This is a genomic window from Pandoraea sp. (assembly GCF_041919235.1).
Lineage (GTDB): Bacteria > Pseudomonadota > Gammaproteobacteria > Burkholderiales > Burkholderiaceae > Pandoraea.
The window spans coordinates 46,360-72,652 of the sequence record NZ_JAYRUC010000026.1 but is presented as its reverse complement, the minus strand read 5'-3'; the positions used below and the strand labels follow the sequence as shown (position 1 = coordinate 72,652).

Below are 26,293 nucleotides of genomic sequence, written 5' to 3'. Positions count from 1 at the left end.
ACCAGTCAGGGTGGATGGTTTGATGCACTGACCAATACCCAGTACGCACTTCATGCCTACACGCTCAAGAAGCGGCAATTCTGAGGTCATGCTCACGTATCCGGTACCGCATCCGAGGAGTTTATGAGACTGCGTCCGTACATTTGCAATGGTGATCAAACCGATGTGGGTGGTCGCGTTGAAACACCAAATCGAAAAGACACCCTGAATGGGCGCATAGCGGCCTATGAGGATGACCCGGTCTGGTGCCCGGAATGTAAATCATACGGCCGCATCGGATGCACCGGATATCGATTGCACGAGTTAGGCGCCGGCGGCAAGCGCCCTGCCTTGGCAGATGACGTTTGCCTATGCAAGTGCCGCCGGCATCCCGTATTGGTCCCGTCGCAGACCACGTCGTGTTCCGGGGCGTGATTTCGAAACTGATGAGCCACTCATTGAATCCACGGTCGATTCGTTTCGGATTTTCCATACATGCCGATTGATATAGCGCAACTTAAGCCACCCAAGCAATACCCGTCACGAGGTCTAGGGCTACGCACGTGGCTCGTGGTTTGCCTCTTATGCGTATTGCTTGTGGACGGCGCGATATTGCTGTTGTGGCCCCAAGGAACGCTCGCCCAAGGCGCCTGGTTTTGGCTTCTTATGGCGGGCCTTCCCACGGTCGTCATCATTTCACTTGTTGCATGGAACCGTTTGATTTACGAAAACCAGCATCTGCACGCCTTGTACTACAACGATCATCGTGAACGCCGTCGCTTGGAGTTGGTTCGCGATGGGCAACGGTCCGTGACAATGCTTGGATATGCCTATTGGTTTCCTGCGCCCATGAGCGATGGAGAACTTGCCAACACGATTGTGCAAGCCGCCAGCCTGGTAAAGGCACAGCCGCTGCGCGATGGGACCACAATCGTGCGCCATCTTCGTTTTCCTGACGACATCAACGGTGATTCGGCGGACGCGAGGCTGGCTGCAATCATGACGCGCCCATCATTCACGCGCGAAGGAAAGCTGTATGCACAATTGCTGGCTCCAATGATTGACGAGATTGAGGCGTTTATCAAAGAGGGGGCTCCGCCGGTGCTTCAGTTGGTGGTTGCCGAGAATGTTCGTGGCGATTGCGCATTGGAACAGATGCGAGTCGCATTAGATGGGTTTCATCTGTCCGCGCTTACGTGCCAAACGGTCTCAGCAGAGGACGGCCTGATGCAGATTGACACTTGGCTGGACTCGAAGGAGCCACGTCTGCTGCTGGTGGTAGCCGTCTCATTACACGATACGCCCCCGGCCGAGAGCGCCGAATGCGGTGTGGCGATGCTACTGGCACCTGAGTCGCTACGCTTGCCGAAGAGCGTAAAAGCACGGGCTAGGATTCACCGCCCCGCGGCGCGCCCGAACAGAGAGCTGGGTCAGGACATCGCGCTCAGCATGCTTTGGGGCAAGACCACGCCAACTGCTGTTTGCCACACATGGGTAACGGGCTTTGCGGACGCTCCACAAACGATGATCAGCGATGCGTGCCGACGTTCTGGCCTGGAGCACCTGACTGCCCATGCTTCACGTTTCCATCTAGACAGCACAATCGGCGACACGGGGCCGGCAGCCGGTTGGCTGGCCATTGTGGCCGCAGCTGAATTCGCTGCTGGCTCCCCTCAACTTATTCTCAATCGCGCGCGTACCGCTCAAGCCCTCGTTGTGTATGCGCCGCTGCCCCAATCATGAAAGCGGAACCGACGATCAGTCCGGACGGCATCACCGAATCTTCCCCAAAATCCCGCCCGATCTCAGGGTGGGGATTTCCCATACTGGTTACCGCTGTGGGAGTATTCCTATTGGCGATTGTCTGGATCAATGGTTCGGCGTTGGGGTTTCCATCTCGAACAGAAAAAACGACGGCAAGCCTTTGGATCGTGGGGGTGATGTTTGTCATCGTTGTGTTGCATGCGCTCGCATCAAGGCTGGGCGCTTACGCATTGGCGGGGGCCACTTTTCGGGCGCAATCCCATGCAGCAGGGAGTGCGAACGCAACTAGCGCTGTACCAGCACGCGACATCAGACTTCAATCCCTTGTGGACGAACTGCGCCTCACGCACGGCTGGCGTTGGCGGTATCGATGCTCGTGGCTGCTGCTCTGCGGCGAGGATACGCTCATCGAAGACGCCGCACCGGGCCTGAAGCGTAGCGGTGTGATGATGCTCAACGACACGGTTCTTCTGCATGCGTCACCCGATGGTATCGAGACGGCACAGTGGCGTCGCCAGATTCGGCACCTGCGCCGCAGGCGTCCGATCGATCGTTTGATTTACCTGGTGTCTCTTGGCGAGCCACCCCCTGCGAATGATCCCATGCCTCGCTCGTTGGCAACCCTCTGCGCTGATCTGGGCTGGGCCGCGCCGGTGACCTTCGTGCATGCGGTCCCGGCCGACGGAGAACAGCCAGAGGCCTTCTCCGCGATCGGCGCGTTTGTCCCGACGACTCGCCGTCGCGACAAAAGAAATATGCCGTTAAGCGAGCCGCTTGAGACCGTCCAACTTCGTACCGCTGACGTCGGCACGTATCTGTGTGGCAAGTTGGGGCAGAGATATCTCGCACAGGTCTCGTCCTATGTCGGTGTGCAACGCGAGCGCATTATCAAGCACTGGGAAGCGCTGGCTGCCACGCCATGGCAGCGCTCCCCACTCGCGGGCGTCTTGTTTGCCCCGGTCTTCGCCACTCCGGAAGCCACTGCCGTCCCCATCCCGGTTGAAGAGCCTCTGGGCAACGCCACTGCGACCTCCCCGATCCTCCCCGATTTCCGTCTCAAGCAACCCCGATCGTATGCTCCCGTCTGGCGCGCCGTTGCGGACAATCGCTGCGCCGGTCGTCGTGTCGGCTTTCACTGGCCCAACGCACTTGCCACACTTGTCACGGCGGGTACTGTCGCCTGGTGCGTATGGATGACCGTCTCCTTTGTCGGAAACCGTCGGCTCATCGACTCGGCACGCGACGTGGTGCAGTCTGCGCTTGATGCTCGTCCACACACGGTCGACGCCTGGCGTACCCAGTTAGCGTTACAACAGATGATCGACACACTCGAATACCGGCAGCAGCATGGCGCGCCTTGGTACCTGCGAGCGGGCCTTTCACGCAACGACGCGATTCTGGCCCGGCTATGGCATCCGTACCAGACAGTGGCAACGCGCAATCTTCAGGTACCGCTGGTGAAAGCCATCGGGGAGCAGCTTGACCTCGCTGGCGAGGCACGCGCCGATAGTCTCCAAACGAAAGAAGCACGCACGAACACCTACAACACCCTCAAGACCTACCTGATGCTTGGTGAGCCGACTCGGGCTGACGCCCAGTTCCTACAACGCCAGATCATGGCGCTATGGCCAAGTCCTGTGGCCATGCTCACGGGTGAATACGAGGACACGGGGCATCGGCTGGCGGCCTTTTATGCGGATCACCTCGCACACCACCCCGAATGGGCCGTTCAGGTCGATAACCGTTGGGTCGCGCCAGCCAGAAATATGCTGGTCACGCAAATGGGGCTCGCGTCGGCGGACGACGCGGTCTACGACGCGATTCTCGAAGAGGTCAAAGGCAAATACGCTGAGGCGTCGTTGCAGACCCTGCTCAAGGGGGCGGATGCGAGAGGCTTGTTCACCACGTCCGAGACGGTGCCGGGCGTCTACACCCGCGCTGCGTGGGAGGGGATGATCGCGGCGGCGATTGAGCACGCCGCAAATGATCGGCGCGTGAGCGACGACTGGGTGCTGACCGGCGGTGGATCGGAGGCGACTTCGCGATTGGCGCAGGGGCGAGAGAAGGCCGCTGCCGCCATTGACGAGAAGATTGCCGCAGATCACTTGAAGCAACGCCTGACGGCAAGGTACTTCGCGGAATACACCGCCGCATGGCAGCGCATGCTCAATAGTCTCCAATGGCAACCCGCTGCGAACCTGAGCGGGGCGATTGAGCAACTGACCCGGTTGGCCGACGCGCAAACCTCGCCGCTCATCGCATTGATGAAATCGATCGGCTACCAAGCGCAGGCCGGGCGAGCGTCACAGGCGCTGGCCGACACGCTGGTGCGCAAAGCCCAGAGCCTTGTCAGCCGCGACGATCAGGCAACGGCCCTCACCGTCAATCCACTCGACAAGTCGTTCGGCCCGCTACTTTCACTGATGGAAGATGCCAGTGCGACCGCCGGGACCGACAAGAGCAAAGGACATTCGCCAAGTGCCGTCTCCCTGATCGGCGTCAGCCTGCCGCGTTATCTGACCGCCGTCACAACGATGCGCTTGAAGCTGCAACAGATCGCCAGTAGCGCAGATGCGCAGACCATGGCCCGCTCGCTCGCCCAGGCGGTTTTCCAAGGCAAACTCTCGGAACTCTCGCAAGCCCGCGATGATGCGGCCCTCACCGCCGCAAGTCTCGGTACGGCCTGGGCCGGATTTGGCGATGCGGTCTTCACGCACCCCCTTGAGGCCGCGTGGCAGACGATCCTTCAACCCGCCGCGGCCAGCCTGAATGGCGCATGGCGGGCGAGCATCGCAGCCCCCTTTAACACGGCGATGGATGGCCGTTACCCGTTCTACGAGACGGGCGCGGACGCTTCGCTGGCTGAGCTGGGCAGATTTGTCCGGCCTGATACGGGACTGATTGCCAAGTTCATCGCGACCCAACTCGCGGGTGTCCTCAAACAGGAAGGCGATGTGTGGACGCCCAACGAGCTGGCCCCACAGGCGCTTCAGTTCGATCCTAAGTTCCTGGAGAGTCTTTGTCAGCTCTCCAAGGTAGGCGCGCAACTCTATGTGCAGGGAGATGCGGGTGAACGATTCGAGATGATGGCGTTGCCGACACCCGGCGTGACGCACTCCGAACTCTCGGTAGATAAACAGCAGTTGGCCTACTTCAACCAGCAGCAAAGCTGGACGCCAATGTCGTGGCCGGGGGATGGCTTGAGCGGTCACGCGCGATTGACGTGGCAGACGGTGGATACCGGGTTGCGCCAGGCGTTCGATGCGAGCGGCGACTGGGCCTTCCTGAGAATGCTCGATCAGGCGCAGGTCAAGGCGCTTGATAGTACCCGTTATCAGTTGACGTGGAATTCGGCCAATGGCGTTCCGTTGTCTTACGTGCTGCGCTCCCAATTAGGCGCGGGTCCGATCGATTTGCTCAAGCTCAGAGGTTTCCGTATGCCTGAGCGGATCTTTGTTGTGGGCAAGTCTGCGGCCTCGCACACCGCGTCACAACCGTCCGATGAGCGTCAACCATGACCCAACCCGATAACGAGCTGTCTGCAGATCGCCCGGCAGACACCGGGACGGACGATCCGTTTCTGCAGTATTTCGAAGGTGAGATGCGCTACTTGCGCGAGGCGGGCAAGGAGTTCGCCAGCGCCCACCCGGAGAAGGCGCAGAAACTCGGGTATGGCACGCCAGGGGCGCTCGATGATAGCGTTGAAGCCCTGTATGAGGGCTTTGCGTTCTTGACAGCGCGCCTGCGCATGAAGCTCGACGACACATTTCCCGAGATTACCGACCCGCTCGTCGACCACCTCTGGCCGTACGCGTCGCGCACGATTCCGTCGCTGGCAATCCTTGAAATGACTCCGCAGCAGGGGGAGGCCCGTACGCTGAGTAAGGTTCCCGCTGGGATGGAGGTGTGCTCTACCCCGATTGGGCCGGATGGCACCGTCTGCGTCTATCGCACGACCCAACCGGTGCAATTGCTGCCGCTTGCCGTGACTGATGCTGGTGTGCGCTTACGTCCCGACGGGCGCACTGTGATTCATCTTGCTTTTGCACTCACGCATGGCGAGCCGCGCGTCATGGACGACCTTTCCCGCATTCGTTTGTATCTAGACGGTGACCGGATGACGGCCTCAGCCCTCTATTCGACACTCACCCGTCAAGTGACGGCGATTGGTGTGCGCATGCCGCGTGTCCTCGGTGGCGAGCTGCGAATGCAACAAGGCCTGACGATCGAATCCGTGGGAATGGGGCCTGAGACGAGACTCTGGCCGACCGAGCACCGGGCGCGAGACGAGCAGCTCGATCGCGAGCAAACGATGCTCGAATATTTCACGTTCCCGGAGAAATTTCATTTCATCGACTTGTGTGGGTTCGATTCTGCGAGTGTGCCGGTTGGTGAGACACGTTTTGCGCTAGAGATCGAGCTCGATGGTGCAATGCCGAGCCAGATGACGTTTGATGCCAGCAATGTTCGCCTCTTTTGTACGCCCGTCATCAACCTGTTCGAGGTAGATGCGCAGGCCATCCAACCGGATGGACACAGCCGGGAATATCGGGTGGTGCCCGCTCACGAACACGGTGCCAATATAGAGCCATACGACGTGCTGTCCGTCGCAGCGCTCGATCCCCAGCTCGGCACTCGTCACGAGTATCTGGCATTCAAGGAATTCCGACATCGCGGCGGCATGATGCAGTACGAATCTCCCGAGCGGTATTTTCACACGTCCATGCGCCATGGCGTGACGGGCAAGCGCGAGATGTGGATCTCGCTGGATGGCACTCAGTGGAAGACGCAGGGTTTGGTGCCCGACAAGCATGTGGCCGTCAGAACCCTAGCGAACAACGAGCGATTGCCGCGTATGGCGTTGCGGGCATCGATGCTGACCGAGCCCGTGTCTGCTATCCCCGGGGTGACTGAGGTGCGCAATATCAGCACGCCGACGATGCCGTTACACGCGCCGCGCGACGGGCACTACCCGTGGCGGGTCATCGCTCACTTTTGCGGGGGTGGAACGACAGAATTGCATCTCATGACGGCGGAGACCTTTCGCGCTGTGCTGGGACTCTACGATTGGACCGGCAGTGAAGACAATCGCCAACGGATCGACGCGATTGAACATGTCTGGCTGGACAGGGAGACGCAAGTGCGGGGCGGACGCGTGTGCGATACCGTGAACTTGCATGTGGGCATCAACCCGGCGGGATTTGCCGGTGCGGGCGATACGGCGCTGTTTGCTGACGTGCTGCATCAATTCGTTGGTCGCTACGCCGACGTCCACTACGCGATACGGCTCGTGTTTTACGAAGGGGTGGGTGGGCCAGTGCGGCGATATCCGGAAACCAAGATGATGAGCGGGTGGTTATGAGGCAGGTGGCTAACTTTGGGGCGCGCAAGCGTTTGCGCTTCGTTGCAGGTGCGGTGGGGGTATTGGGCATGTTGGCGCTCACGTCATGCGGCGTATGGCAGACAACCAAGGACGCCACGGCGAGCATAGGGCGAGCCATATTCATCGCGAAGGTCAAGGAAATGAACTTCGTAATCGAGAGCCATGACGCATTGAATCAGAATCACGACGGCAGGTCGTTGCCGCTGGTGCTGCGGTTCTATCAGTTGAAGGATTCTGGTGCGTTTGAGAAAGCCAGTTATGCCCAGCTACTCGATCAGGATCACGAACTGCTGAAATCCAGCCTGGCGGGCGTCTCTGAAGTGACGCTGGCACCGGGCGCAAAGCTGACGGTATCAAGACCGATGGCCGATGAAGCGAAGTTCGTTGGCGTGGTGGCTTTCTTTCGCACCCAGGCGGGGGCGGAGTGGCAACTGGTGATTCCGAAGGCCGCGTGGGAGAAGACCGATCCCGTGAAGCTTGAAGTTACGGGCAATCGCCTTGAGGTGGCAGTTCAATGATGCAGTCCGTGCATGGACATGCTGAGGGAAATCAACGTCGCACCAATTGATGCCGCACCTTTGCAGAGGTGGCCGCGCAAATTCGGACAGCCGGGTAAGTGGAATGGCCGGGGCCTGAGCCAGCGATAATGCAGGCAAAGGAACCGAGGAAATGACGAAGAGAACCCGACGTACGCACTCAGCGTCGTTCAAAGCAAAGGTGGCGCTGGCAGGGTAATACCCCCTGAAATCCACCGCTGGGAGAAGTAGAATTTTCTCGTTAAGAGGGAGTTCTGCAGATGAAGAAGTCGAGATTCACAGATAGCCAGATATTGGAGGCGCTCAAGCGCGCGGAGGCTGGGCTTGCGGTGCCGGAGCTATGCCGGGAACTGGGCATCAGTTCGGCAACGTTCTACAAATGGCGCTCGAAGTATGGCGGCATGGACGCGTCGATGATGTCGCGCATGAAGGAGCTCGAGGCGGAGAATGCCCGGCTGCGCAAGATGTACATCGAGGAGAAGCTCAAGGCTGAGATTGCCTCGGAGGCGCTGCAAAAAAAGTTCTGAAGCCATCTCGCCGGCGCGAGATGGCAAAGCAGGTTGTGCAACAGCGCCGCGTATCAATTCGTGTGGCGTGCACAGTGTTCGGCATCAGCGAGTCGTGCTACCGATACGAGGCGAAGTTGAACACGGAGAACGAAGAGATTGCAGACTGGCTGATGCGTATCACGGGCTGTCATCGCAACTGGGGCTTTCTGCTGTGCTATTACTACTTGCGTAACGTGAAGGGATTCGGGTGGAACCACAAGCGCATCTACCGGATTTATCGGGAGCTGGAGCTGAACCTGCGCATCAAGCCGAAGAAACGCTTGGTGCGCGAAACGCCGCAGCCACTGTCGGTGCCGCACGCCATCAACGAAGTGTGGTCAATGGACTTCATGCATGACCAGCTCGCTGAAGGGCGCAGCATCCGGATGCTGAACGTGATTGATGATTTCAACCGCGAGGCGCTGGGCATTGAGGTGGATTTCTCGCTGCCGTCCGAGCGGGTGATTCGCACGCTGAAGCAGCACATGGAATGGCGTGGCAAGCCGAAGGTAATTCGTTGTGACAACGGCCCAGAATACCTGAGCACAGCCATCGTGACTTGGACGCAGAAGCTAGGTATACGGCTGGAATACATTGAGCCGGGCAAGCCGCAACAGAACGCGTACATCGAACGGTTCAATCGGACCGCGCGCTACGAATGGCTCTCGCAATATCTGTGGGAAGACCTGGAGCAGGTTCGGCAGGCAGCGACCGACTGGATGTGGACTTACAATCACGAGCGCCCAAATATGGCATTGGGCGGCTTTACCCCGAAGCAGCGGCTGGCCATGGCCGCTTAGTTTCTACTTCTGCCGACTGTGGAAAACGGGGGCATTACCCAGCGATTTGGCGACGCATGCGTCGGGGGTAAGTTGGGCTGCTGCCGGCTCCGCAGACCGCACATTGAATCGTAGGTATTTTCATTTACCCCCGTAGGTATCCGATCCCATTTACCGCCAACGCCCATGCTCCTACCCTACGTTGGACAATCTCAAGGAGAGGATGGCTGACATGAAGAAGGTTGCAATCATCGGAGGGGGCCAAGGCGGCTTTCATTTGGCCTTCGGCTTGCTCGATCGCGGATGCGATGTCACGTTGTATACCGACCGCACGCCCGACCAATTGCTGGGTGGAAAGATTCCCAGCACGGCATTCCTGTTCAACCAGACGCTCGATATGGAGCGGCGCCTTGGCTTGAATTTCTGGGAAGACGTCGCCCCTCTGGGCGAAGGCATGCTGGTCGATTTCCGTGAGCCATCGGGCAAATCGGTGCTCACGGTGAAGGGCCGACTGTTGGACAAGTCGGGCCAAGCCATCGACCAGCGTACAAAATTCGCCCGTTGGACTCAGGAGTTCGAGCGGCGCGGCGGACGGCTCGTCGTGCAATCGGTCTCCCTGGAAGAACTCGACGGTATCGCGGCCGCAAGCGACCTCACGCTCGTCGCTTCCGGTAAGGGCCCAATCAACGCGCTCTTCGCCCGTGACGCCTCGCGTAGCGTCCACGAAACACCGCCGCGCAACCTTGCGGCACTCTTGCTTAAGGGACCGCAACTCGTCGGTGACCGGCCCTGGTCGAAGGCCGACTTCCGGCCATTGCGCTTCAACTTCATCTTCGGCGTCGGCGAGTTCTTCTCGTTGCCCTTCTTCACCCACTCCGCAGGCGAATGCCGTAGCTTCCTCTTCGAGGCTCGCCCCGGAAGCCCGATGGACCGGTTCCAGGCGGCCACCGACGGCAACGAAATGCTCAAGATCGCCAAGGAAGTGATGCGCGACTTCGCGCCGGAGGACGCCAGCCTGCTCGACGATGCGCAACTCACCGATCCGAACGCGTGGCTCAAGGGCGCCTTCACGCCAACCGTCCGGCACCCCGTCGGGCACCTGCCCTCCGGTCGCGTCGTCATGGGCGTGGGCGACTCCGTGTGCCTGAACGATCCCATCGCCGGGCAAGGCGCCAACAACGCGTCGCGCATGGCCGAGCATTTGATCGATGCCATTGTGGCCAACGGTGCCTCGCCGCACAGCGCCGAGTGGATGCAGCAGACGTTTGACGCCTTCTGGGATGCCTCCGCAAGCTACACCACCGCATTCACCAATGCCCTGCTCGAGCCGCCCGGCGAGGCCGTCATGCACGTTCTGGGGGCAGCCGCGAATCATCGCACCGTCGCCGACGACTTCGTCGCGTGCTTCGAAACGCCCCGCAATTTCTGGCCGTGGATCGCCGACCTGCCCGCCGCGCAGCGCTTCGTCCAGGAGCGAGGGGGGAGCGATGCTGTCTGACGCTTCCAGCCTGTCGTCGGACTGGCGACATGCCCATGAACTCCCCGATGCCCGCGTCGATCTCCGGCGTGCGCTCGGCTGCTTTGCCACGGGCGTGACCGTCATGACGACGCGCGATCCTGATGGCCGGCGCATCGGTATCACGGCCAACTCGTTCTCGTCGGTGTCGATGGATCCGCCATTGATTCTGTGGAGCCTGGCCCGCAGCTCGCCGAACGCGCAGGCATTTGCCGACTGTCGGCACTTCGCGGTGAACATCCTCGCTGGCGACCAGCACGCTATTTGCACGCGTTTCGCACAACCTGCTGCGGACAAGTTCGCCACTGTGGACATCACCGCCGGTCGGCACGACGTGCCGCTCATCGCCGGCGCAGCCGCGCATTTCGAATGCGACATCGAAGCTGTCCATCCGGGCGGCGATCATCTCATTCTCGTCGGCCGCGTTCAACGCTTTCGCTGGCATGACGCCGCACCTCTGGTGTTCTGCAAAGGCGCGCTGCAACCGTTCCACACTGCCGTTCAGGAGCAGGAAACATGAGCTCGAATCCCGCAACGATCTGGGGCATCGAAGGCAAGACCGCCATCGTGACCGGCGGCGCCACGCTGATCGGCGCTGCCGTGGTGCGAGCGCTGTGCGCGGCGCATGCCAATGTCGTCATCGCCGATATCGACGTGCCGCGCGCCAGCGCACTGGCCGCCGAAATCGGGCCGCAAGCGTTATTCGTCGAGACAGACCTCGCGAGCGACGAGGCGATTCAACATTGCGTGAAGACTGCCCACGCGCACTACGGGCGCATCGATATTCTCGTCAACGTCGCCTGCGCCTATGTCGACAACGCGCTGGCCTCCACTCGTGCGCAATGGCATGCGGCGCTTGACGTCAATGTGGTGGGCGGATGCATGTTGCTGCAAGCGGCACATCCGTTCCTTGTCAAGGCAGGTGGCGGCGCGGTGGTGAATTTCGGTTCCACCAGCGCACACGCAGCCCAAGCCGGCCGATGGCTGTACCCGGCCAGCAAGGCCGCGATCCTGCAACTCACGCGCAGCCAGGCACTCGATCTGGCGAAGGACGGCATTCGCGTGAATGCCGTCTCGCCGGGCTGGACGTGGTCGGGTGTACTCGATGCCATCTCCGGCGGCGACAAGGTCAAAACCAACGCGATCGCATCGAAGTTTCACATGCTAGGCCGTATGGGTGAGCCAGAGGAGGTCGCCAACGCCGTGCTGTTCCTGGTGTCGGACAAGGCGTCGTTTGTCACCGGGGCGAATTTGGCCGTCGACGGTGGTTATGCCGCCATGGGGCCGGAACAGACGCTCTCGCCCATTGCCGAGCTGCTGCCCTCGCCCGCTTGATCTCCTGCGTAACGACGCAAACGACGCAAACGACGCAAACCGGCGCCAAAAAAAGCACCCCGATCAGCATGATGTCGATCGGGGTGTTCCTTTTTTATCCTGCTTTCATCGTGAGTCTACGGCCTCACGTCAGCACCGACAGGAAAGCTTCGTTGAGCTTGCGGTCATGATAAAAGATCGCCTTGCCGATTTCCGCCTCGGTCCAGGTGATGGTGGGCTTGTCCGGGTAGTGAATGTAGCCGCCTGAGAATACCTCGTTGCGGTTGCCCGACGGGTCGAAGAAGTAGATCGTCTCGCCGCGCGTGATGCCGTGGCGCGTCGGGCCGATATCGAGCGATACCTCGCGCTTGGAGATGATATCGGCCGCGCGCAGTACCTCGCCCCAGTTGTCCAGACTGAACGAGGCGTGGTGGAACTTGTTCTTCTCGGGATGACGAATGAACGCGACGTCGTGTGCCTTGTTCGAGCAGGTCAGGAAGGCGCCGATCAGCATGTTCTCGGGGCCAGCCACAATCTGCTCCGCCAGCGTGAAGCCGAGCACCTCGCGGAATAGCTTGACGGTGCCGTCGAGGTCGTCGCCATAGAGCAGGCAGTGATCGAAGCGCCCCGGCGCCATGCCGCGAAGTCCGTCCGGCCACGGATCGGGATTGACGTCGCCGGTGGCGCAGCCGAGCTTGTCCTTGTGCGCGTACAGCTCGATCGAATGTCCGGTCGGCACCGTAAAGCGCAAACGGCGCCCGGTGTACTGCAGGTCGCCCGCAGGCAGCCAGGTCAGATCGGCTGCCAGGCCACACTGCGCCAACTCGGCGGCCAGACGCTCGAGCGTGCTATCCGAGTCGACGCGAAAGCCCATGAAGTCCATACCGGCGCGGTCCGTTTCGCGCAAGATCACGCTGTGGTGATCGTGCTCGTCCCACGCCTTGAGGAATACGCGTCCCTGGTCGTCGCGGCCAGTCTCGATCAAGCCGATCACCTCCGTGTAGTGCTTGATCGCCGCGTCCATGTCGAGTACTCGAAGCGCCACGTGTCCGGGGCGCAATACGCCAGTCAATGCCATCATTTGTCTCCTTGAATAATTCGTTTTTGTGCTTCGCCGCCTTCGATACGTCCGCGCGCGGCTTCTCGGTTCAGGCAACGTTGCATCTTTTCGGCCAGCGCCACACGCACGTGGCTTTCCGGATAGGCGCGGCAAGCCAGCACCACGCCGTCCTGTGCTTCTTGCTCGCTTACGCAGGCGCGGCTCATCTTGCCAAGCCGGCACGCACCGGCGATGACCCGCACCTTGCACACGCCGCAGCCGCCGCTACGGCATCCCACCGGAATGCCGCGCTTGCCAAGCCGCTCCATGCCGTGCAACAGGCTTTGCTGCGCGTCGCATAGATAGCGCTCGCCGATTCCGTCGATCTCCACTTCGAACATCTCTTGTCTCCAAGCCGTCTCGTCGTGTCCTGGCGCATGGGCGTCGCGCTCGCATAAGCCGCCCGTGCTACTCCTTGTGCAGCGGAGCCGGTGCCGGTGAGCGCGCGTCCTGTGCGAGCGTGCTGTCGCCGCGCGCACGTTCGAAGCGCAGCTTCAGCACAACGATCACGATGGCCAGCAATAGCACCACCGCGTTGTTCAGGGCGATCGGGCGGGCACCGATGGCAATGCCGTAGTACATCCACAGGCTGACGCCCGCGATGAAGCAGGCATACATGCCATACGAGATATCGCGCGCGGAACGCGAACGCCAGATCTTGACGACCTGCGGTATGAACGACACGGTGGTGAGAAGTCCCGCCAGCAGGCCAACAGCGTCTGTCGTTTCCATGGAAGTGATTCCGTTCGCCGCAGGGTCGCGGCTCAGAAGAAGCGGTCGTAGTGGACCTGTGCTGTGGGCACCGCGTGACGCGCGTGCAGCATGTCCTGCATCGCCTGGATCATTCGCGGTGGCCCTGCCATGTAAAACTCGCACTCCGGCATCTGCGCGCCGATCACCTGTTCCACATGCTGGTGGACGAAACCCGTTTGCCCCCGCCATGTCGTGCCATTGCCGAGGTCGGGTGCCGACACGACCGGATAGAACCGGATACGGTCCCCGAAGCCTTGCAGCGCGCTCAGTTGCGCTTCGCCGCAAACGTCACGTACCTCTCGCGCTCCGTAAAAGAAGTGCAGTCGCTGCGTCTCGAGCATGCCGGATTGCGACATGCCGCGCGCAATCGAAAGCATCGGCGCGAGTCCCGAACCGCCCGCCACGCACACGACGTCGCGTGCCACGGTGGTGCGAAGATGCGCCGTGCCATAGGGACCGTCGATCTGAACCTGCGCGCCACGGTCAAGACGGTCGAACAATGCCGACGACGCAGCACCGCCTTCGACGCGACGCACCTGGAAGTGCCAGTCCCCTTCGTCATTGGGCAGGTTCGCCATCGAGTACGCCCGAACGCCGGGCACGCCCGGGATGCGTAGCAACGCGAACTGGCCCGGCAGGAATGCCGCCGGGGACGCGGCCCGAAAGCGGAACTCACGGATGTCGTGCGTCACGTCTTCGCTCGACGCGAGAACAGCACCGAACCTGCGGGGAACGATGATCGGCCGACATGCGTCGTCGAGCCTTATCTTGATACGGCAGTCGCTCGTCGGCCTGCACTGGCATGCAAGCTTGCGTCCCTTGGCGCGATCACGATCCGACAATCCCGGCGCAGCGCTCCACACTTCCTCGACCTCGCCTTCGAGCAGTTCGAACTTGCACGTTCCGCACCCGCCCACCGCGCATTCGTAGGGCATACCAAGCCCGGCCCGCAGGCCGCCGCCGAGCATCGTATCGTCGCTGTCGCACGAAAATCGATGCGACGACCCTTCGACAGTAATTCCATGCATCGTTGCACCCCTGTCAGTCGTCGGCACGAATGCCTACGTTGTCGCGCTCGACGACAACCTCATACGTCTTAAGTGGAATCGTGCAGGGTGCCCCAGCCGGCTTGCCGGTGCGGATGTCGAACGCGCCCTGATGGAACGGGCATTCGACCACGTCGCCGTCGATTTCACCGTCGCACAGCGACGCCTCGCCATGCGTGCATGTGTCGTCCGTTACATGAAAGCGACCTTCGAGATTGAAGACAGCAAGCGGCTTTCGCCCGGCCAGTTCGACGCGTTTTGCGCTTCCCTCCGGTACGTCGGAGGTCTTGCAGAGAAAATGAATGACTTGCTCGGCTACCGTCATGATGGCGTCTCCTGATGCCCGCGCACGCGCAGTACGCGGCCATGCGGGCATCAGTGATGCACGAGGCGTCTGCGTTTGCGTGCGACCATTTGAATCGTGGAATCAGGGTAGCGTCGCGCCGTGGAGCGGAAAATTGGATCGACTGCTTATCGAATAAGTGCTTTTGCTTATTCTGGCGAAGGAAGCGCGAGATCGCTGGCCACCCCGTAGGACGGCGAGACGGCATCGCTGTCGGGGCGTGTGCGTGGCAGCATCACATGAACGCGGGTCTGCATCGGCGATACCGAACTCGTGATCCATAGATGCCCGCCGTGCGTGTCGACGATCGACCGGCACAGCGAGAGGCCGATGCCAAGGCCGTCATTTTTGGTCGAGAAGAACGACGCGAAAATCTGATCGGGGCTGATGCGAGGCAGACCCGGGCCACTGTCGGCCACCGTGATTTCCATACGCTGGTTCGGACGTCGATTCACGCGAATGCAAAGCTCGCGCGAGTCCGGCGGCGCGCTTGCCATGGCGTCGATGCCGTTGACCGCGAGGTTGATCACGACCTGCTGGATCAGTACTTCGTCGCACTCGACCAGGCATGGCGCGTCGTCCATGTGGTATTTCACCGTGACGTCGTTCTGTTGTGCCTTGATTGCGATGAGGTCGGCCAGATCGTGCACCAGATCACGCAAGTCGATGACCTGACGCTGATAGGTCCGATTGCACGTGAATTCTCGTACCTTGTTGATGATCTTCCCCGCGCGTTCCGCTTCGTGCTGGGTCAGCTCTAGAATCTTCAGCAAGTCATCGCTGGAATATTGCCCCGCCTGGATACGCCTGCGGCAGCCGGCGACGAAATTGACGATCGCAAAAAACGGCTGGTTCAACTCATGCGCGAGCGCAGTCGCCATCTCGCCCGTGGTCGAGATGCGCGCGATGCGGCTCAGTTGATACTCGCGCGCGCGGGCCATCTCCTCGACTTTTACGCGCTCGGTAATGTCGCGAAAGTTAGCGAGAATGCCCTGCACCGATGGATCGTTCAGCAAATTGCGACAGCGGGCCTCATAAATGCGCCACTCGCCATTGCGATGCTGCAACCGGTAGCTGAAATTGGTGCTCGCGCCCGGTGCTAGGGAACTCAACGCGTGTCGAATCGATTCCGCCTCCTCTGGCGCGATGAACGAGTACAGCGAGCGACCAGTGAGCAGGCGTGCGGACACGCCAAGCAGGGTACGGATGGACGGGCCCACGAAGCGGATGATGCCGCTCGCCGACAAGATGGCGATGCCGTCGGACGAGCTCTCGATAAGCTTGCGGTAATAGCGTTCCTTTTCCCTGAGCGCAACTTCAGCCTGTCTGCGCTCGGTAATATCGCGCGCCATCGCGATCACGCGCTCCACGCCATTGAGCGAAATGCGCTTGAGGCTGACTTCGACCGGCGTCTCGTGCCCTTGGGCATTGCGAATGACCCATTCGAAGATCACGCCGCCTTTCGAGTCGCGCGCTTCCCACACGCGGCGAAGACCCGCTTCGGTGTCGTAGGGAAAATGGTTGCGCGTGAGTTCGCCGATCGACATTCCGCGCAATTCTTCAACCGTGCGGCCATACATCTGGCAGGCATTGAGGTTGGCGTCGAGAATTTCGCCCGTGTCCTTGTTGTGGATCACCATGATGTCGTTCGCGTAGAGGAAGACCTCCTGGTAGTTGGTCCGGCTCAAGTAGTTGACGAATTTCATGGTCGTGGCCTCGCAATGTCGCATTCAGGATAGCACCCGCCCTCTCGTCCATTCGTATCGCGCGCAGCGATAAGTGTTATCCCCTAACCCGGTAACTATCCGACCGGATAACCGCATCACGGCGATTTCCGTACGCTTGAATCCGACATCAATGCGCGCCAGCCACCGGAGTTCAGTCGCCGGTGGGCGCCACAGACGAGGATAGAGGACACCCCCATGAGTCACGAACAGCCGGTAGCGCCCCAGGCCGTGGTATCCGTCAATACCTATACCCGCGGCGTGATCGGTCCGCGCGAAGCCATGCTCGGCCCGGTCCGCGACGGCGGACGCATCGTCACAGGCACCCCCCCGGGTTGCTGGGGCCCGATGATTACGCCGATTTTCCAGGGCGGGCACGAGGTTACACAGCCGGTCGCCGTCGAAGGGGCGGAGGTTGGCGATGCCGTCGCGCTGAAGATCGTGCGCTGCGAGGTCACGTCGCTCGCGACGTCGTCCGGCGTCATGGAGTTCGTCGAGGGTCGATACGTCGGCGACCCGTTCGTGGCGAAGCTCTGCTCCGCATGCGGAACGCCCGCCCCGTCGAGCCATGTCGAGGGCACCGGGGACGAGGCGATTCGCTGCGACGTCTGCGGCGCCGAGGTCAACGCGTTTCGCTTCAGCCACGGTTACGTGATCGTGCTCGATCGCGAGCACCGCGTCTCGCTCACGGTCGACGCGGAAGTGGCCCAGCGAATCGCCCGCATGCCTAGCCAGCTCGCGCGGCTGCCGGAGCTCTCGGAGCAGCACTCGATCCTGTCGCTCGCCCGCGCGGACATGAGCGGCGTGGCGGCCCACATGCAGCCGTTCCTTGGGAACATCGGAACGATGCCGTCGCAAGACCTTCCCGATTCGCACAACGCCGGCGACTTCGGATCGTTCCTTGTCGATGCGCCGCACGCCTTCGGTCTGTCGCGCGAAGCGCTGGAGGCCCACAAGACGGATGGCCACATGGACACCAACAGCGTGCGCGAAGGGGCCATCGTCATTTGTCCGGTGAAGGTGCCCGGTGCGGGCGTGTACATGGGCGATATGCATGCGCAGCAGGGCAACGGCGAGGTCGCCGGGCATGCGACGGATGTCGCTGGCGAGGTCGAGCTGCAGGTCGAAGTCATCAAGGGGCTGGCGATCGATGGGCCGATCCTGCTTCAGCGCCCTGACGACCTGCCGCCGATGGCCCGCCCCATGACCGCCGCGCAGCGTGCCCACGTGCGCGCACTCGGTGACCGCTACGGTCAGACGACGATTGAGGCGAACGCCCCGATCACGTTCATTGGCTCGGCGCCCACGCTCAACGAAGCGACCAAGGTCGGCCTTGAGCGCGCGGCACGCGTCACGGGCCTGCCGTACAACGAAATCCTCAATCGCGCGACGATCGCCGGTTCCATCGAGATCAGCCGCCTGCCCGGCGTGGTGCGCGTCACGTTCCTATGCCCGATGCCGATTCTCGAACGCCTCGGTATCGCCCATCTCGCACGCGCGCAATACGGACTCGACGAGGACGGCGTGGCCAGCGAATGAGGCAGTTTGCGCCAACCTACTACGACGACGAGTCGATCATTCATCAGAAGGAGCGGTAATGGAAACATCAGAGAACACACTGCGCTGGGCGGCGAAGTACCCAGAGCTCGGCACCGAACCGATTCCCGTCGAACCCTGCGTGTCGCCGGCGTTCTTCGAGCGCGAGAAGGCGCGCGTGTTCATGAATACGTGGCTCAAGGTGGGCCGCATAGAGGAAATCCCGAACGTTGGCGACTACAAGGTCAAGAAGATTCACTTCGCCAAGACGTCGGTGATTCTGATTCATGGCAAGGATGGCAAGGTCCGGGGCTTTCACAATACGTGCTCCCATCGCGGCAACAAGGTGATCGTTGAACACGGCGAGGAAACGTACGGCCGCAACAAGGCCGCGGTAGTAACGTGTCGCTTTCACGGCTGGGTGTACGACGCCGAGGGCAAGTTGATCCAGGTGCCTGAAGAGGAGCGCTTCCCGCCTTGCTTCGAAAAGTCTTCAGGTGGGCTCACGTCGGTGCACACGGACGTGTGGGAAGGTTTCATTTTCATCAACCTCGCGGCGCAGCCGGACCGTACGCTGCAGGACTACCTCGGCGGCATCGGCCAGCATCTGGGCGGCTACCCTTACAGCGAAATGTCGCAGTGCTTCAGCTACAACACGATGCTGGACTGCAACTGGAAAATTGCGCTCGATGCCTTCTCGGAGGCATATCACGTCTCGACAATCCACGCGGGGTCGTTCCCTAACGTGTTCTCGACAGGGCTGTCGGACGTCGCTCTGTTTGGCGAGCATCGAACGACGGGCATCTGTCTCACGCTTAACGCCACGCCGACGCCGGTGGCCGGCATCGCCAACGGAATCTCCGGGGCATCGCTTGTGTCGCAGCGCAGCTCGTCGATGTTGCCGCCCGGCGTCAACCCGGGCCGCCGCGACGACTTCTCGTTTGAACTCAGCGTCGTGTTCCCGAACATCCTGATCCACATCTCGGAAGGTATCTGGTTCACGCACCAGTTCTGGCCGGTCGCGCATAACAAGACGATGTGGGAAGGCAAATATTACGTAAAGCCGCCGAAGACCAACAGTGAGCGCTGGGCCATCGAATTCGCGCAAGTGCTCCAGCGCAACGCGTGGCTGGAAGACACGGCGACGATGGAAGACACGCACGCCGCGCTCGAGTCTGGCGCCAAGCAGCACATGTTCCTGCAGGACGAAGAGATTCTCCTGCGCCACGGGTACAAGGTGCTCGAAAAGTACATGGAACAATGAAGGAGATGCACGTCATGGAAAAAACACTTCCCAAGGGCTTCGAGATGCTCGAGCCGCTCGTCGCCGACTGGGCGTTGCCGACACAGAATGAGCGCCAGCATCGCCGCATCAACTCGTCGCGCGGCGAGCTGCGCTATTTCTACGACAACATGTTGCCGCATCTCTCGGCGATCCTCGCGCACATCGATCGGTATCCGTTGGGCCAATTGCCGGACGAGGCTGCACGACTGTCCTCGCTCGCGTTGTCGCTCGCTGAAATCGCGCCGCACATCGAACTCTACGGCGGAGATCCGAAAGTGCCGCACAGCTTCGACGAGTCGCGCTTTGTGGCCGAGCACGGCGATCTAGTCAACTGACGCATGTACCGCGTCCGGTGCCATCGCTCGGGGGGAGCGGCGTCACCGGACGCATCTGCTGGGAGGTACGGTGGCATCTTCATCGACGCTTTCGCGGCGCATCGCTCGGCTCGAAGCCGTGGTCGCCGTGACGCAACTGGTTGGGCACTACGCCCGGGGGGCGGACCGCCGCAATGATCCTGTCATCATGGCGCCGCTGTTCAGCCGCGATGCCCTATGGGAAGCGCGAGGCTTCGGCCGTTATGAGGGGAGGGATGCCATCGTGAAGGAACTCGCCCGCATAGGCGAGGAGCAGATCGTTTGGACCCTGCACTACATGGTCTCGCCTCTCGTGGAGATCAATGAGGATCTGTGCACAGGGACGTGCCGGTGGTACCTGTGGGAACTGGCGCAAGTGCGTCAGGATCGCGCCGACCATGCGCCTCCTGCAGCGCACTGGATCGGGGGTTGGTATGAGAGCAACGTCGTGTTCGAAGACGGGCAGTGGCGTTTCGCGCGCGTGCTGCTCGACCTGCAGTTGATGCATCGACACGACGCCAATTGGATGCCGACGGGGCCTGCTGCGTCTTAACGCAATAACGCAACCGCGTGCCGGGAAAGTGCTTGAAGCGCCGCTACATCAGCGGCGCTTTTTTTATTCGTCACGCGCTTGGCAGTCGCCCGAATAGGTAATCCCATCTATTCGCTTATATGAACGACCCAATGTCAACGCGATTTTCGTCTTCATAAGCTCTTTTCATGATGGTCGGGCCGGTGAGATGCAGGTGCCGCTCGTCATCAATCGGGGAAGGAAACGACTATTCAAGGAGATGGCTGTGAAGCGAACCGGATGGATCTGTATGGCTGCGTTGAGCATGCCCACGCTGGCCTCGGCGCAGGGCAACGTGAACCTGTACGGCGTGATCGATGCTGGCGTGACTTACGTGACGAACCAGCATGGCGGGCGCAACACCGTGTTGGCCACTGGCATGCAAACGCCGAACCTGTTCGGCCTGCAAGGCTCGGAGGACCTGGGCGGTGGACTCAAGGCCGTGTTCAAGCTGGAGGGTCAGTTTGCGCTGGACAATGGCGCATCCATCGGCGGCGGAACGTTCGCTCGACAGAGCTACGTGGGCTTGGCCGGGCCGTGGGGTACGGTTACGCTGGGCAATCAGTACGAGTTCATGTTCGACTCGCTATCGGCTCAGCGCCTCGGCCCGTCGCTTGCCTACGTCAGCCTCTATAACCTTCAGCAGGGACCCTTTCAGGGGTTGGGCACGCCCTTCGGCGGCCTTGACTTCAACCGAGTGGGCGGCGCGTTCCGTGTTGCCAACGCGGTGAAGTACATGACGCCCGACTATCGTGGCCTGAACGCCGGCGTGATGTACGGTCTTGGCGGCGTACCCGGTTCCTTCGGCCAGAGCAGCACGACCAGTGCAGGCATCAACTACGCGAACGGGCCGCTGAGCCTGAACGCGGCGTATACGTACGCGAAGGACGCCACGATCAACAACGGCAACGACGGCATCCGCAACTGGGGGGTGGGCGGACGCTACCAGCTCGATAAATGGCAGTTTGACGCGATCTACACCAACACGCGCAACACGTTCACGGGCGGGCACGTCGACGTCTACCAGGTCGGCGTCAACTACTCGATCAGTCCGGCAACCACGCTGCGTGGCGATTACCAGTTCATGAAGGGGAACGCGCAGCTTGGCGACAACAAGGCCCACCAGTTCGGCCTCACGCTCGACTACGCATTCTCGAAGCGCACGGACGTCTACGCGAACCTCGTCTACCAGCGCGCCAGCGGCAATGCAGCGGCGATGGCGTGGATCTCGGGATTGCCCGGATCGGCCGACGGTTCGAACCAGGGCGCTGTTCGTCTGGGCCTGCGTCATTTCTTCTGACCGGTAGGCGCGGCGTCGGCGTGACTGTTTGCGCCGCCGCTTAGCGCAAGTCGGTCTCTTGCATCCTGGAGACAAACATGCATAGTGAATTGCAAATCTCGACGCGTACCGACGACCATGCGCTCGAGGCAGTGCCCGAGGGGGAGCGTCAGAACTGGCTGCAGTTGTCGTGGAGCACCGCCGGTATCGTGACGACGCTGATCCAATTGTTCGTGGGTGCGCTCGTCACCTTCGTTGCCGGCATCCGAATTGGGCTGCTTGCCGGTGTGTTCGTGGCGATCGTGGGCGCGCTGCTCGGCTGGGGGGCGGGGCATATCGCGTTTCGCACGGGACTGGCGAGCACGGTACTGTCACGTGAGCACGGGCTGGGGCAGCGCGGCTCGGCTTTGCTGGCGCTGGTGTTCGGCTTCATGATCACCGGCTTCATCGCGCTCGAGAACGTGCTGCTCTACAAGGGATTCCTTTTCTACCTCAATCAGCCCGACACGCTGGGCATGCGGGTCGCCGTCTACGGCACGCTGACGATCGCGTGGATCTTGCTCACGGCGTTCGGCTTTTCGCTCGTATCGCGCGTCTCGTCGCTGGCGCTGGTGGCATTCCTTGCCGTGCTGCTCTATATGATGGTCGATGTGATCACGACCTCGGGCCAGAGCTGGTCGTCGGTGATGCAGTTCGGTGCGCAAATGCCACCGGAGGCGCTCAAGGCGATGGGCGCGACCACCGACTGGGGCAAGTTCAGCTTCTGCGTGAACGTGCTCATCGGATCGGCGGGAGCGCTCGCGCTCATCGATGCCGACCTGGGACGATACGCGAAGTCGTCGCGCGACATCGCGATCGCGGCGGTCATCGGCAACATCTTCATGGACGTGGTGATGGTCGCCGTGGGGGGCATTGTGATGTATGCCGGCATGGATCAATTGGTGGCGCATCACGTGAAGGTCGGCGGCATGACGGAAGCGGCGGCGCGCGCGTTGGCGCTGCAAAGTCCGGACAGCGTGGCGGCCGCATTCATTGTGTTCGGCGGGGTGCTGGGAACGCTGCTGATGGTGTTCGCCCAATCGAAGGCTCAGGTACTCAACACCTACAGCGCGTCGCTGTCGCTGACCAACCTGGCGGATGCCGTGTTCGGGTGGCGCCCGGGTCGTTTCGTGTTCGTGGTACTGGCCAACGTGATCGCGTGTCTGATGCTGATTGGTTCGATTCTCGAATGGTTCAATTCGTTCATCACTGTGCTTGGCATCCTGACCACGGGCTTCGCGGGGATCATCATTGCCGATTACTTCGTCGTCAAGCGTGGTGCGGGTGCTTCACTCGGCGGCGCAGAGGAAGTGAATTGGGCCGGCGTGATAACGGTGGTGACGGGTTTCGTTCTTGCGCACTACGTACTCAATCGACTGGTGCCGATCGAATTCTTCACGTCGCTGGTGGTGTCGTTTGTGCTGTATCCGGTATTGCGGCTGGGGGCACTGAGTCGTATGAAGACCGCGCGTAGCTAGTTCGGCATTGCCGCACCCCTGTGTATCTCCTTGCGCCCCGCCCCGGGGCGCTTTTTTTCTTTTGAGGGCCGGCCTCAATCGGAGCGCTTTCCGCTTTCGCTCATTCCGAGTCGCACGAGCTCCGCCACAGAGGTGGCGCCGAGTTTGTCGCGGATGTGGGCGCGGTGTACCTCGACGGTCTTGTAGCTGATGTTCAGCTCTGCGGCGATGACCTTGGACGCTTTGCCCTCGATGAGCAGGTCGAAGACTTCGCGCTCGCGCACCGACAGGAGCTTCAGCAGGTCGCGCCTCTGGGTACTGGCTTGCGCCTGGGCGTGTTCGCGCAGGCCGACCTGCAGCGCGTCGCCGACCTTGTCGATAAGTTCCTGGTCGTTGAAAGGCTTCTCCAGGAAATCATAGGCCCCGCCTTTCATCGCGCGCACGGTCATTGGAATGTCGCCGTGAGCCGTCAGGAAGATGATGGGTAGGCGGAATCCTGCGGACTGCAGTTTGTCTTGCAGTTCGAAGCCGCCCATGTATGGCATTCGGATATCGAGTAGCACGCAACCGGGACCGCGCGGATCGGCACCCGCCAGGAACTCACGGCCGTTGGCGAACACTTGCACCTTGTGGCCGACCGATTCGAGCAGCCAGCGCATGGAAACCCGTACTGCCTCGTCGTCGTCGACGACATAGACGACCGGCTCCGGCGCAGCGGGGCTGGCATTTGGCGGGCGGGGGCTGTCCATCGGGTTCCTTTTTGCTTGCTGTGAGGGCGGTGGCGGGTGGACCGGAATGCAGAAAATTCTATCGTTTTCGCGCGCGCGCAGGTAGCCGGGAAACTCCGCACTCGACGGCCAGCCATAGTGCCAACCACCGAATTCGAGCTTGAACTGTTGGGAAGCGGTGCCGCGACCCACCTCGGAAATTCAGCGCATTTCGCCGGCACCGATCTTTGGCGGGCGAGCCGAGATGTTTTGGCTGACGATCCATTTTGCTCGCCATCGGCAAACTTCGCGAGCTATTCAAAAATCGAGCGAACACTACCGGGCGTATGCGTTCGCTACGTTGACGACCGGGTGGGCCTACAAATATGACGGCGATCGGCTGACCATGCATCGATCGGTGTTTGCGCAATCGCGCAGACTGTGTGCGACTGGTACAGGCTCTTGTGACAATGGGGTATTGGCGCTTTCGAGCTGCCGAACCGTGTCAGGCAGGTCGAATGTTCGAGCCACTCACGGCCCGCTGACCGTCTGACGAGAGATCTGGCTGTTAGGCCACAGAAAGGTGCGTGCTTTTCGCTCTTGCAGCGCCGCTTGTTCCTATTTCGACGCCACCGCTTTCTCGCAAGCCCGACCGTTGCCACAACCAGTCACAGCAACCGGCGTTCGCCAGGAGACGGCGACACGATGACGTGAGCCTCTCCCGGCGAATTCGCCCGTCACGCACGCTCAAGCTATCGTCGAATGAAGGGATTGGGAACGTCGAGGTTCGTGGAGATCATGACGCATTTCGTCTCAAGATATTCCTTGATCGCTTCAACACCCGATTCGCGGCCGATGCCGGACTGCTTGTAGCCGCCAAACGGTGACGTAAAGCTCGTTGCACGGTAGTTGTTGACCCAAACCGTGCCGGCCTTCAAGCGGTCGGTCATGACCATCGCGCGGTGCAGGCTGCGTGTCCACACACCCGCAGCAAGACCATAGGCAACGTCGTTGCCGATCCGGATGGCATCCTCTTCGTCGTCGAACGGAATCACGGCGAGCACCGGCCCAAATACCTCCTCCTGCGCGATGCGCATGGCGTTGGTCACATCGGTGAAGATGGTCGGCTCCACAAACTGGCCGGCGCCCAAGTCCGACCGTGCGCGCCCACCCAGCACACAGGTCGCGCCTTCCTGCTTGGCGTTTTCGATGCATGCCATGATGCGTTCGAACTGGGGCCGCGTGGCAATAGGACCGATCTGTGTATCCATCTGCGACGGATCGCCGATCTTCGCTTGCCGCACAAAGTCGATAAGCCGCTGCACAAAGGCCTCCTGGATGTTGCGCTGCACGAGCAGCCGCGACCCCGCCATGCACGTCTGGCCGGACGCCGCGAATACGCCGGAAACCACCCCCTTCACCGCCTGATCGAGATCCGCATCGTCGAAAACAACATTGGGCGACTTGCCGCCAAGCTCGAGCGTCACCGTCTTCAGGCCGCGCGCCGCAAGTTCGTAAATCTTGCGACCAGCACTCCCGCCGCCGGTGAAACCAATGTGTGCCACCCGCGGATGCGTGACGAGCGGCTCGCCAACCTCGGGCCCGAAACCGGTCACGACATTGACGACCCCGTCAGGAAAGCCCGCCTGCTTGATCAGGCGCGCAAACTCGATCATGGACGCAGATGTGAATTCAGATGGCTTGATGACCGCAGTACATCCTGCCGCCAGCGCCGGGGCAAGCTTCCAACTCGTCAGTGCAAGGGGCGAATTCCACGGCGTGATGATCCCAACCACCCCCTTCGCCTCGTACTTCGTATACGCAAATACGCCCTTCTTGTCGGTTGGGATGACAGCGCCCTGAACCTTGTCGGCGAGGCCTGCGTAGTAATGGTAATAGTCGCCGAGATAGCGCACCTGACCGGTCACTTCGGCCGCCAGCTTGCCGTTGTCACGCATCTCGATCGCCGCCAGACGCGGCGCATTTTCGATGATGAGATCCGCAAGACGCCGCAGCAACGCGCCTCTCTGGGTCGCCGTGAGCGACGCCCAAGCCGCGCCGTTCAGCGCCGCGTGCGCAGCCGTCACGGCGGCGTCGACGTCGCGCGCATCGCTACGGGCAATCTCTGCCCAGACTTTCCCGTCGTAGGGGTTCTCCGTCGGGAAATACTCCCCCGTCGATGGCGCAACCTCCTGCCCGCCAATGAAGTTGCCATAGCGCGGGAGATCGGTTTCGCAGAGCTGCTGATCCATGGTGATGTCTCCAATCGGACTTGCGTAATT

23 protein-coding genes are annotated in these 26,293 nt (G+C 61.2%); 15 read left to right on the top strand and 8 right to left on the bottom strand.

The window, feature by feature from the left end:
* Nucleotides 1-123: 123 nt before the first annotated feature.
* From ACE3UG_RS19160 to ACE3UG_RS19120, 9 genes are all read left to right on the top strand, one after another.
* Nucleotides 124-414: a PAAR domain-containing protein gene (locus ACE3UG_RS19160; protein WP_374626844.1), complete on the top strand. Its 291-nt coding sequence runs from the start codon at nucleotides 124-126 to the stop codon at nucleotides 412-414.
* A 60-nt stretch (nucleotides 415-474) separates the two neighbouring features.
* Nucleotides 475-1,722, top strand: coding sequence for a hypothetical protein (locus ACE3UG_RS19155; RefSeq protein ID WP_374626842.1), 1,248 nt, complete (start codon nucleotides 475-477; stop codon nucleotides 1,720-1,722).
* Nucleotides 1,723-2,069: 347 nt separating this feature from the next.
* Nucleotides 2,070-5,261, top strand: coding sequence for an ImcF-related family protein (locus ACE3UG_RS19150; protein ID WP_374626840.1), 3,192 nt, complete (start codon nucleotides 2,070-2,072; stop codon nucleotides 5,259-5,261).
* Nucleotides 5,258-7,105 carry a type VI secretion system baseplate subunit TssF gene (tssF, locus tag ACE3UG_RS19145; RefSeq protein ID WP_374626838.1) on the top strand — a complete coding sequence of 616 codons (1,848 nt, stop codon included), beginning with the start codon at nucleotides 5,258-5,260 and terminating at the stop codon, nucleotides 7,103-7,105. The genes ACE3UG_RS19150 and tssF overlap by 4 nt, the downstream gene beginning before the upstream one ends.
* Nucleotides 7,102-7,644: a type VI secretion system lipoprotein TssJ gene (gene tssJ / locus ACE3UG_RS19140; RefSeq protein WP_374626836.1), complete on the top strand. Its 543-nt coding sequence runs from the start codon at nucleotides 7,102-7,104 to the stop codon at nucleotides 7,642-7,644. Before tssF ends, tssJ begins: the two co-directional genes overlap by 4 nt.
* A gap of 278 nt (nucleotides 7,645-7,922) precedes the next feature.
* Nucleotides 7,923-9,010, top strand: a protein-coding gene (locus tag ACE3UG_RS19135; protein ID WP_374626834.1) for an IS3 family transposase whose coding sequence is annotated in 2 segments (ribosomal slippage) — nucleotides 7,923-8,172 and nucleotides 8,172-9,010 — 1,089 coding nt in all. Because the reading frame shifts where the segments join, the coding sequence is not laid out codon by codon here.
* Between the two features lie 211 nt (nucleotides 9,011-9,221).
* On the top strand, nucleotides 9,222-10,487 hold the full coding sequence (locus ACE3UG_RS19130; RefSeq protein WP_374626832.1) for a styrene monooxygenase/indole monooxygenase family protein: 1,266 nt from the start codon (nucleotides 9,222-9,224) through the stop codon (nucleotides 10,485-10,487).
* Nucleotides 10,477-11,025, top strand: coding sequence for a flavin reductase family protein (locus tag ACE3UG_RS19125; RefSeq protein WP_374626830.1), 549 nt, complete (start codon nucleotides 10,477-10,479; stop codon nucleotides 11,023-11,025). Before ACE3UG_RS19130 ends, ACE3UG_RS19125 begins: the two co-directional genes overlap by 11 nt.
* A complete protein-coding gene (locus tag ACE3UG_RS19120; protein ID WP_374626828.1) occupies nucleotides 11,022-11,840 on the top strand; it encodes an SDR family oxidoreductase in 819 nt (272 codons plus the stop codon). The genes ACE3UG_RS19125 and ACE3UG_RS19120 overlap by 4 nt, the downstream gene beginning before the upstream one ends.
* Nucleotides 11,841-11,964: 124 nt before the next feature.
* Here the strand turns inward: ACE3UG_RS19120 and ACE3UG_RS19115 are convergent, their stop codons facing one another.
* From ACE3UG_RS19115 to ACE3UG_RS19090, 6 genes are all read right to left on the bottom strand, one after another.
* Nucleotides 11,965-12,897, bottom strand: a complete 933-nt coding sequence (locus ACE3UG_RS19115; protein ID WP_374626848.1) for a catechol 2,3-dioxygenase — start codon at nucleotides 12,895-12,897, stop codon at nucleotides 11,965-11,967.
* Entirely contained in the window at nucleotides 12,897-13,259 is a 363-nt protein-coding gene (locus ACE3UG_RS19110; protein ID WP_374626826.1) for a 2Fe-2S iron-sulfur cluster-binding protein, read from the bottom strand. The genes ACE3UG_RS19115 and ACE3UG_RS19110 overlap by 1 nt, the downstream gene beginning before the upstream one ends.
* 67 nt (nucleotides 13,260-13,326) lie before the next feature.
* Nucleotides 13,327-13,650 carry a SemiSWEET family sugar transporter gene (locus tag ACE3UG_RS19105; protein ID WP_374626824.1) on the bottom strand — a complete coding sequence of 108 codons (324 nt, stop codon included), beginning with the start codon at nucleotides 13,648-13,650 and terminating at the stop codon, nucleotides 13,327-13,329.
* A 32-nt stretch (nucleotides 13,651-13,682) separates the two neighbouring features.
* Nucleotides 13,683-14,699, bottom strand: coding sequence for a 2Fe-2S iron-sulfur cluster-binding protein (locus ACE3UG_RS19100; RefSeq protein ID WP_374626822.1), 1,017 nt, complete (start codon nucleotides 14,697-14,699; stop codon nucleotides 13,683-13,685).
* A 13-nt stretch (nucleotides 14,700-14,712) separates the two neighbouring features.
* Nucleotides 14,713-15,042, bottom strand: a complete 330-nt coding sequence (locus ACE3UG_RS19095; RefSeq protein WP_374626820.1) for a non-heme iron oxygenase ferredoxin subunit — start codon at nucleotides 15,040-15,042, stop codon at nucleotides 14,713-14,715.
* 167 nt (nucleotides 15,043-15,209) lie between these two features.
* Nucleotides 15,210-16,766: a PAS domain S-box protein gene (locus tag ACE3UG_RS19090; protein WP_374626818.1), complete on the bottom strand. Its 1,557-nt coding sequence runs from the start codon at nucleotides 16,764-16,766 to the stop codon at nucleotides 15,210-15,212.
* A gap of 216 nt (nucleotides 16,767-16,982) precedes the next feature.
* Here ACE3UG_RS19090 and ACE3UG_RS19085 point away from each other — a divergent pair, with 216 nt between their 5' ends.
* From ACE3UG_RS19085 to ACE3UG_RS19060, 6 genes are all read left to right on the top strand, one after another.
* Complete coding sequence (locus ACE3UG_RS19085) at nucleotides 16,983-18,323, top strand: acetamidase/formamidase family protein (protein WP_374626816.1); 1,341 nt, start codon at nucleotides 16,983-16,985, stop codon at nucleotides 18,321-18,323.
* A gap of 58 nt (nucleotides 18,324-18,381) precedes the next feature.
* Nucleotides 18,382-19,584 (top strand): SRPBCC family protein, encoded by a 1,203-nt coding sequence (locus tag ACE3UG_RS19080; RefSeq protein WP_374626814.1) that lies wholly within the window; start codon nucleotides 18,382-18,384, stop codon nucleotides 19,582-19,584.
* 14 nt (nucleotides 19,585-19,598) lie between these two features.
* Nucleotides 19,599-19,940 (top strand): hypothetical protein, encoded by a 342-nt coding sequence (locus tag ACE3UG_RS19075; RefSeq protein ID WP_374626812.1) that lies wholly within the window; start codon nucleotides 19,599-19,601, stop codon nucleotides 19,938-19,940.
* 70 nt (nucleotides 19,941-20,010) lie between these two features.
* Complete coding sequence (locus tag ACE3UG_RS19070; RefSeq protein WP_374626810.1) at nucleotides 20,011-20,511, top strand: nuclear transport factor 2 family protein; 501 nt, start codon at nucleotides 20,011-20,013, stop codon at nucleotides 20,509-20,511.
* A 244-nt stretch (nucleotides 20,512-20,755) separates the two neighbouring features.
* The gene (locus ACE3UG_RS19065) at nucleotides 20,756-21,829 is read left to right on the top strand and encodes a porin (RefSeq protein WP_374626808.1); all 1,074 of its coding nucleotides are present in this window, start codon (nucleotides 20,756-20,758) and stop codon (nucleotides 21,827-21,829) included.
* Nucleotides 21,830-21,906: 77 nt separating this feature from the next.
* On the top strand, nucleotides 21,907-23,325 hold the full coding sequence (locus tag ACE3UG_RS19060) for a cytosine permease (protein WP_374626806.1): 1,419 nt from the start codon (nucleotides 21,907-21,909) through the stop codon (nucleotides 23,323-23,325).
* A 74-nt stretch (nucleotides 23,326-23,399) separates the two neighbouring features.
* On the opposite strand, the gene ACE3UG_RS19055 is transcribed toward ACE3UG_RS19060, so the two are convergent.
* Entirely contained in the window at nucleotides 23,400-24,224 is an 825-nt protein-coding gene (locus ACE3UG_RS19055) for a response regulator transcription factor (protein WP_374626804.1), read from the bottom strand.
* Between the two features lie 539 nt (nucleotides 24,225-24,763).
* Nucleotides 24,764-26,263 carry an aldehyde dehydrogenase gene (locus ACE3UG_RS19050; protein WP_374626802.1) on the bottom strand — a complete coding sequence of 500 codons (1,500 nt, stop codon included), beginning with the start codon at nucleotides 26,261-26,263 and terminating at the stop codon, nucleotides 24,764-24,766.
* Nucleotides 26,264-26,293: the final 30 nt, after the last annotated feature.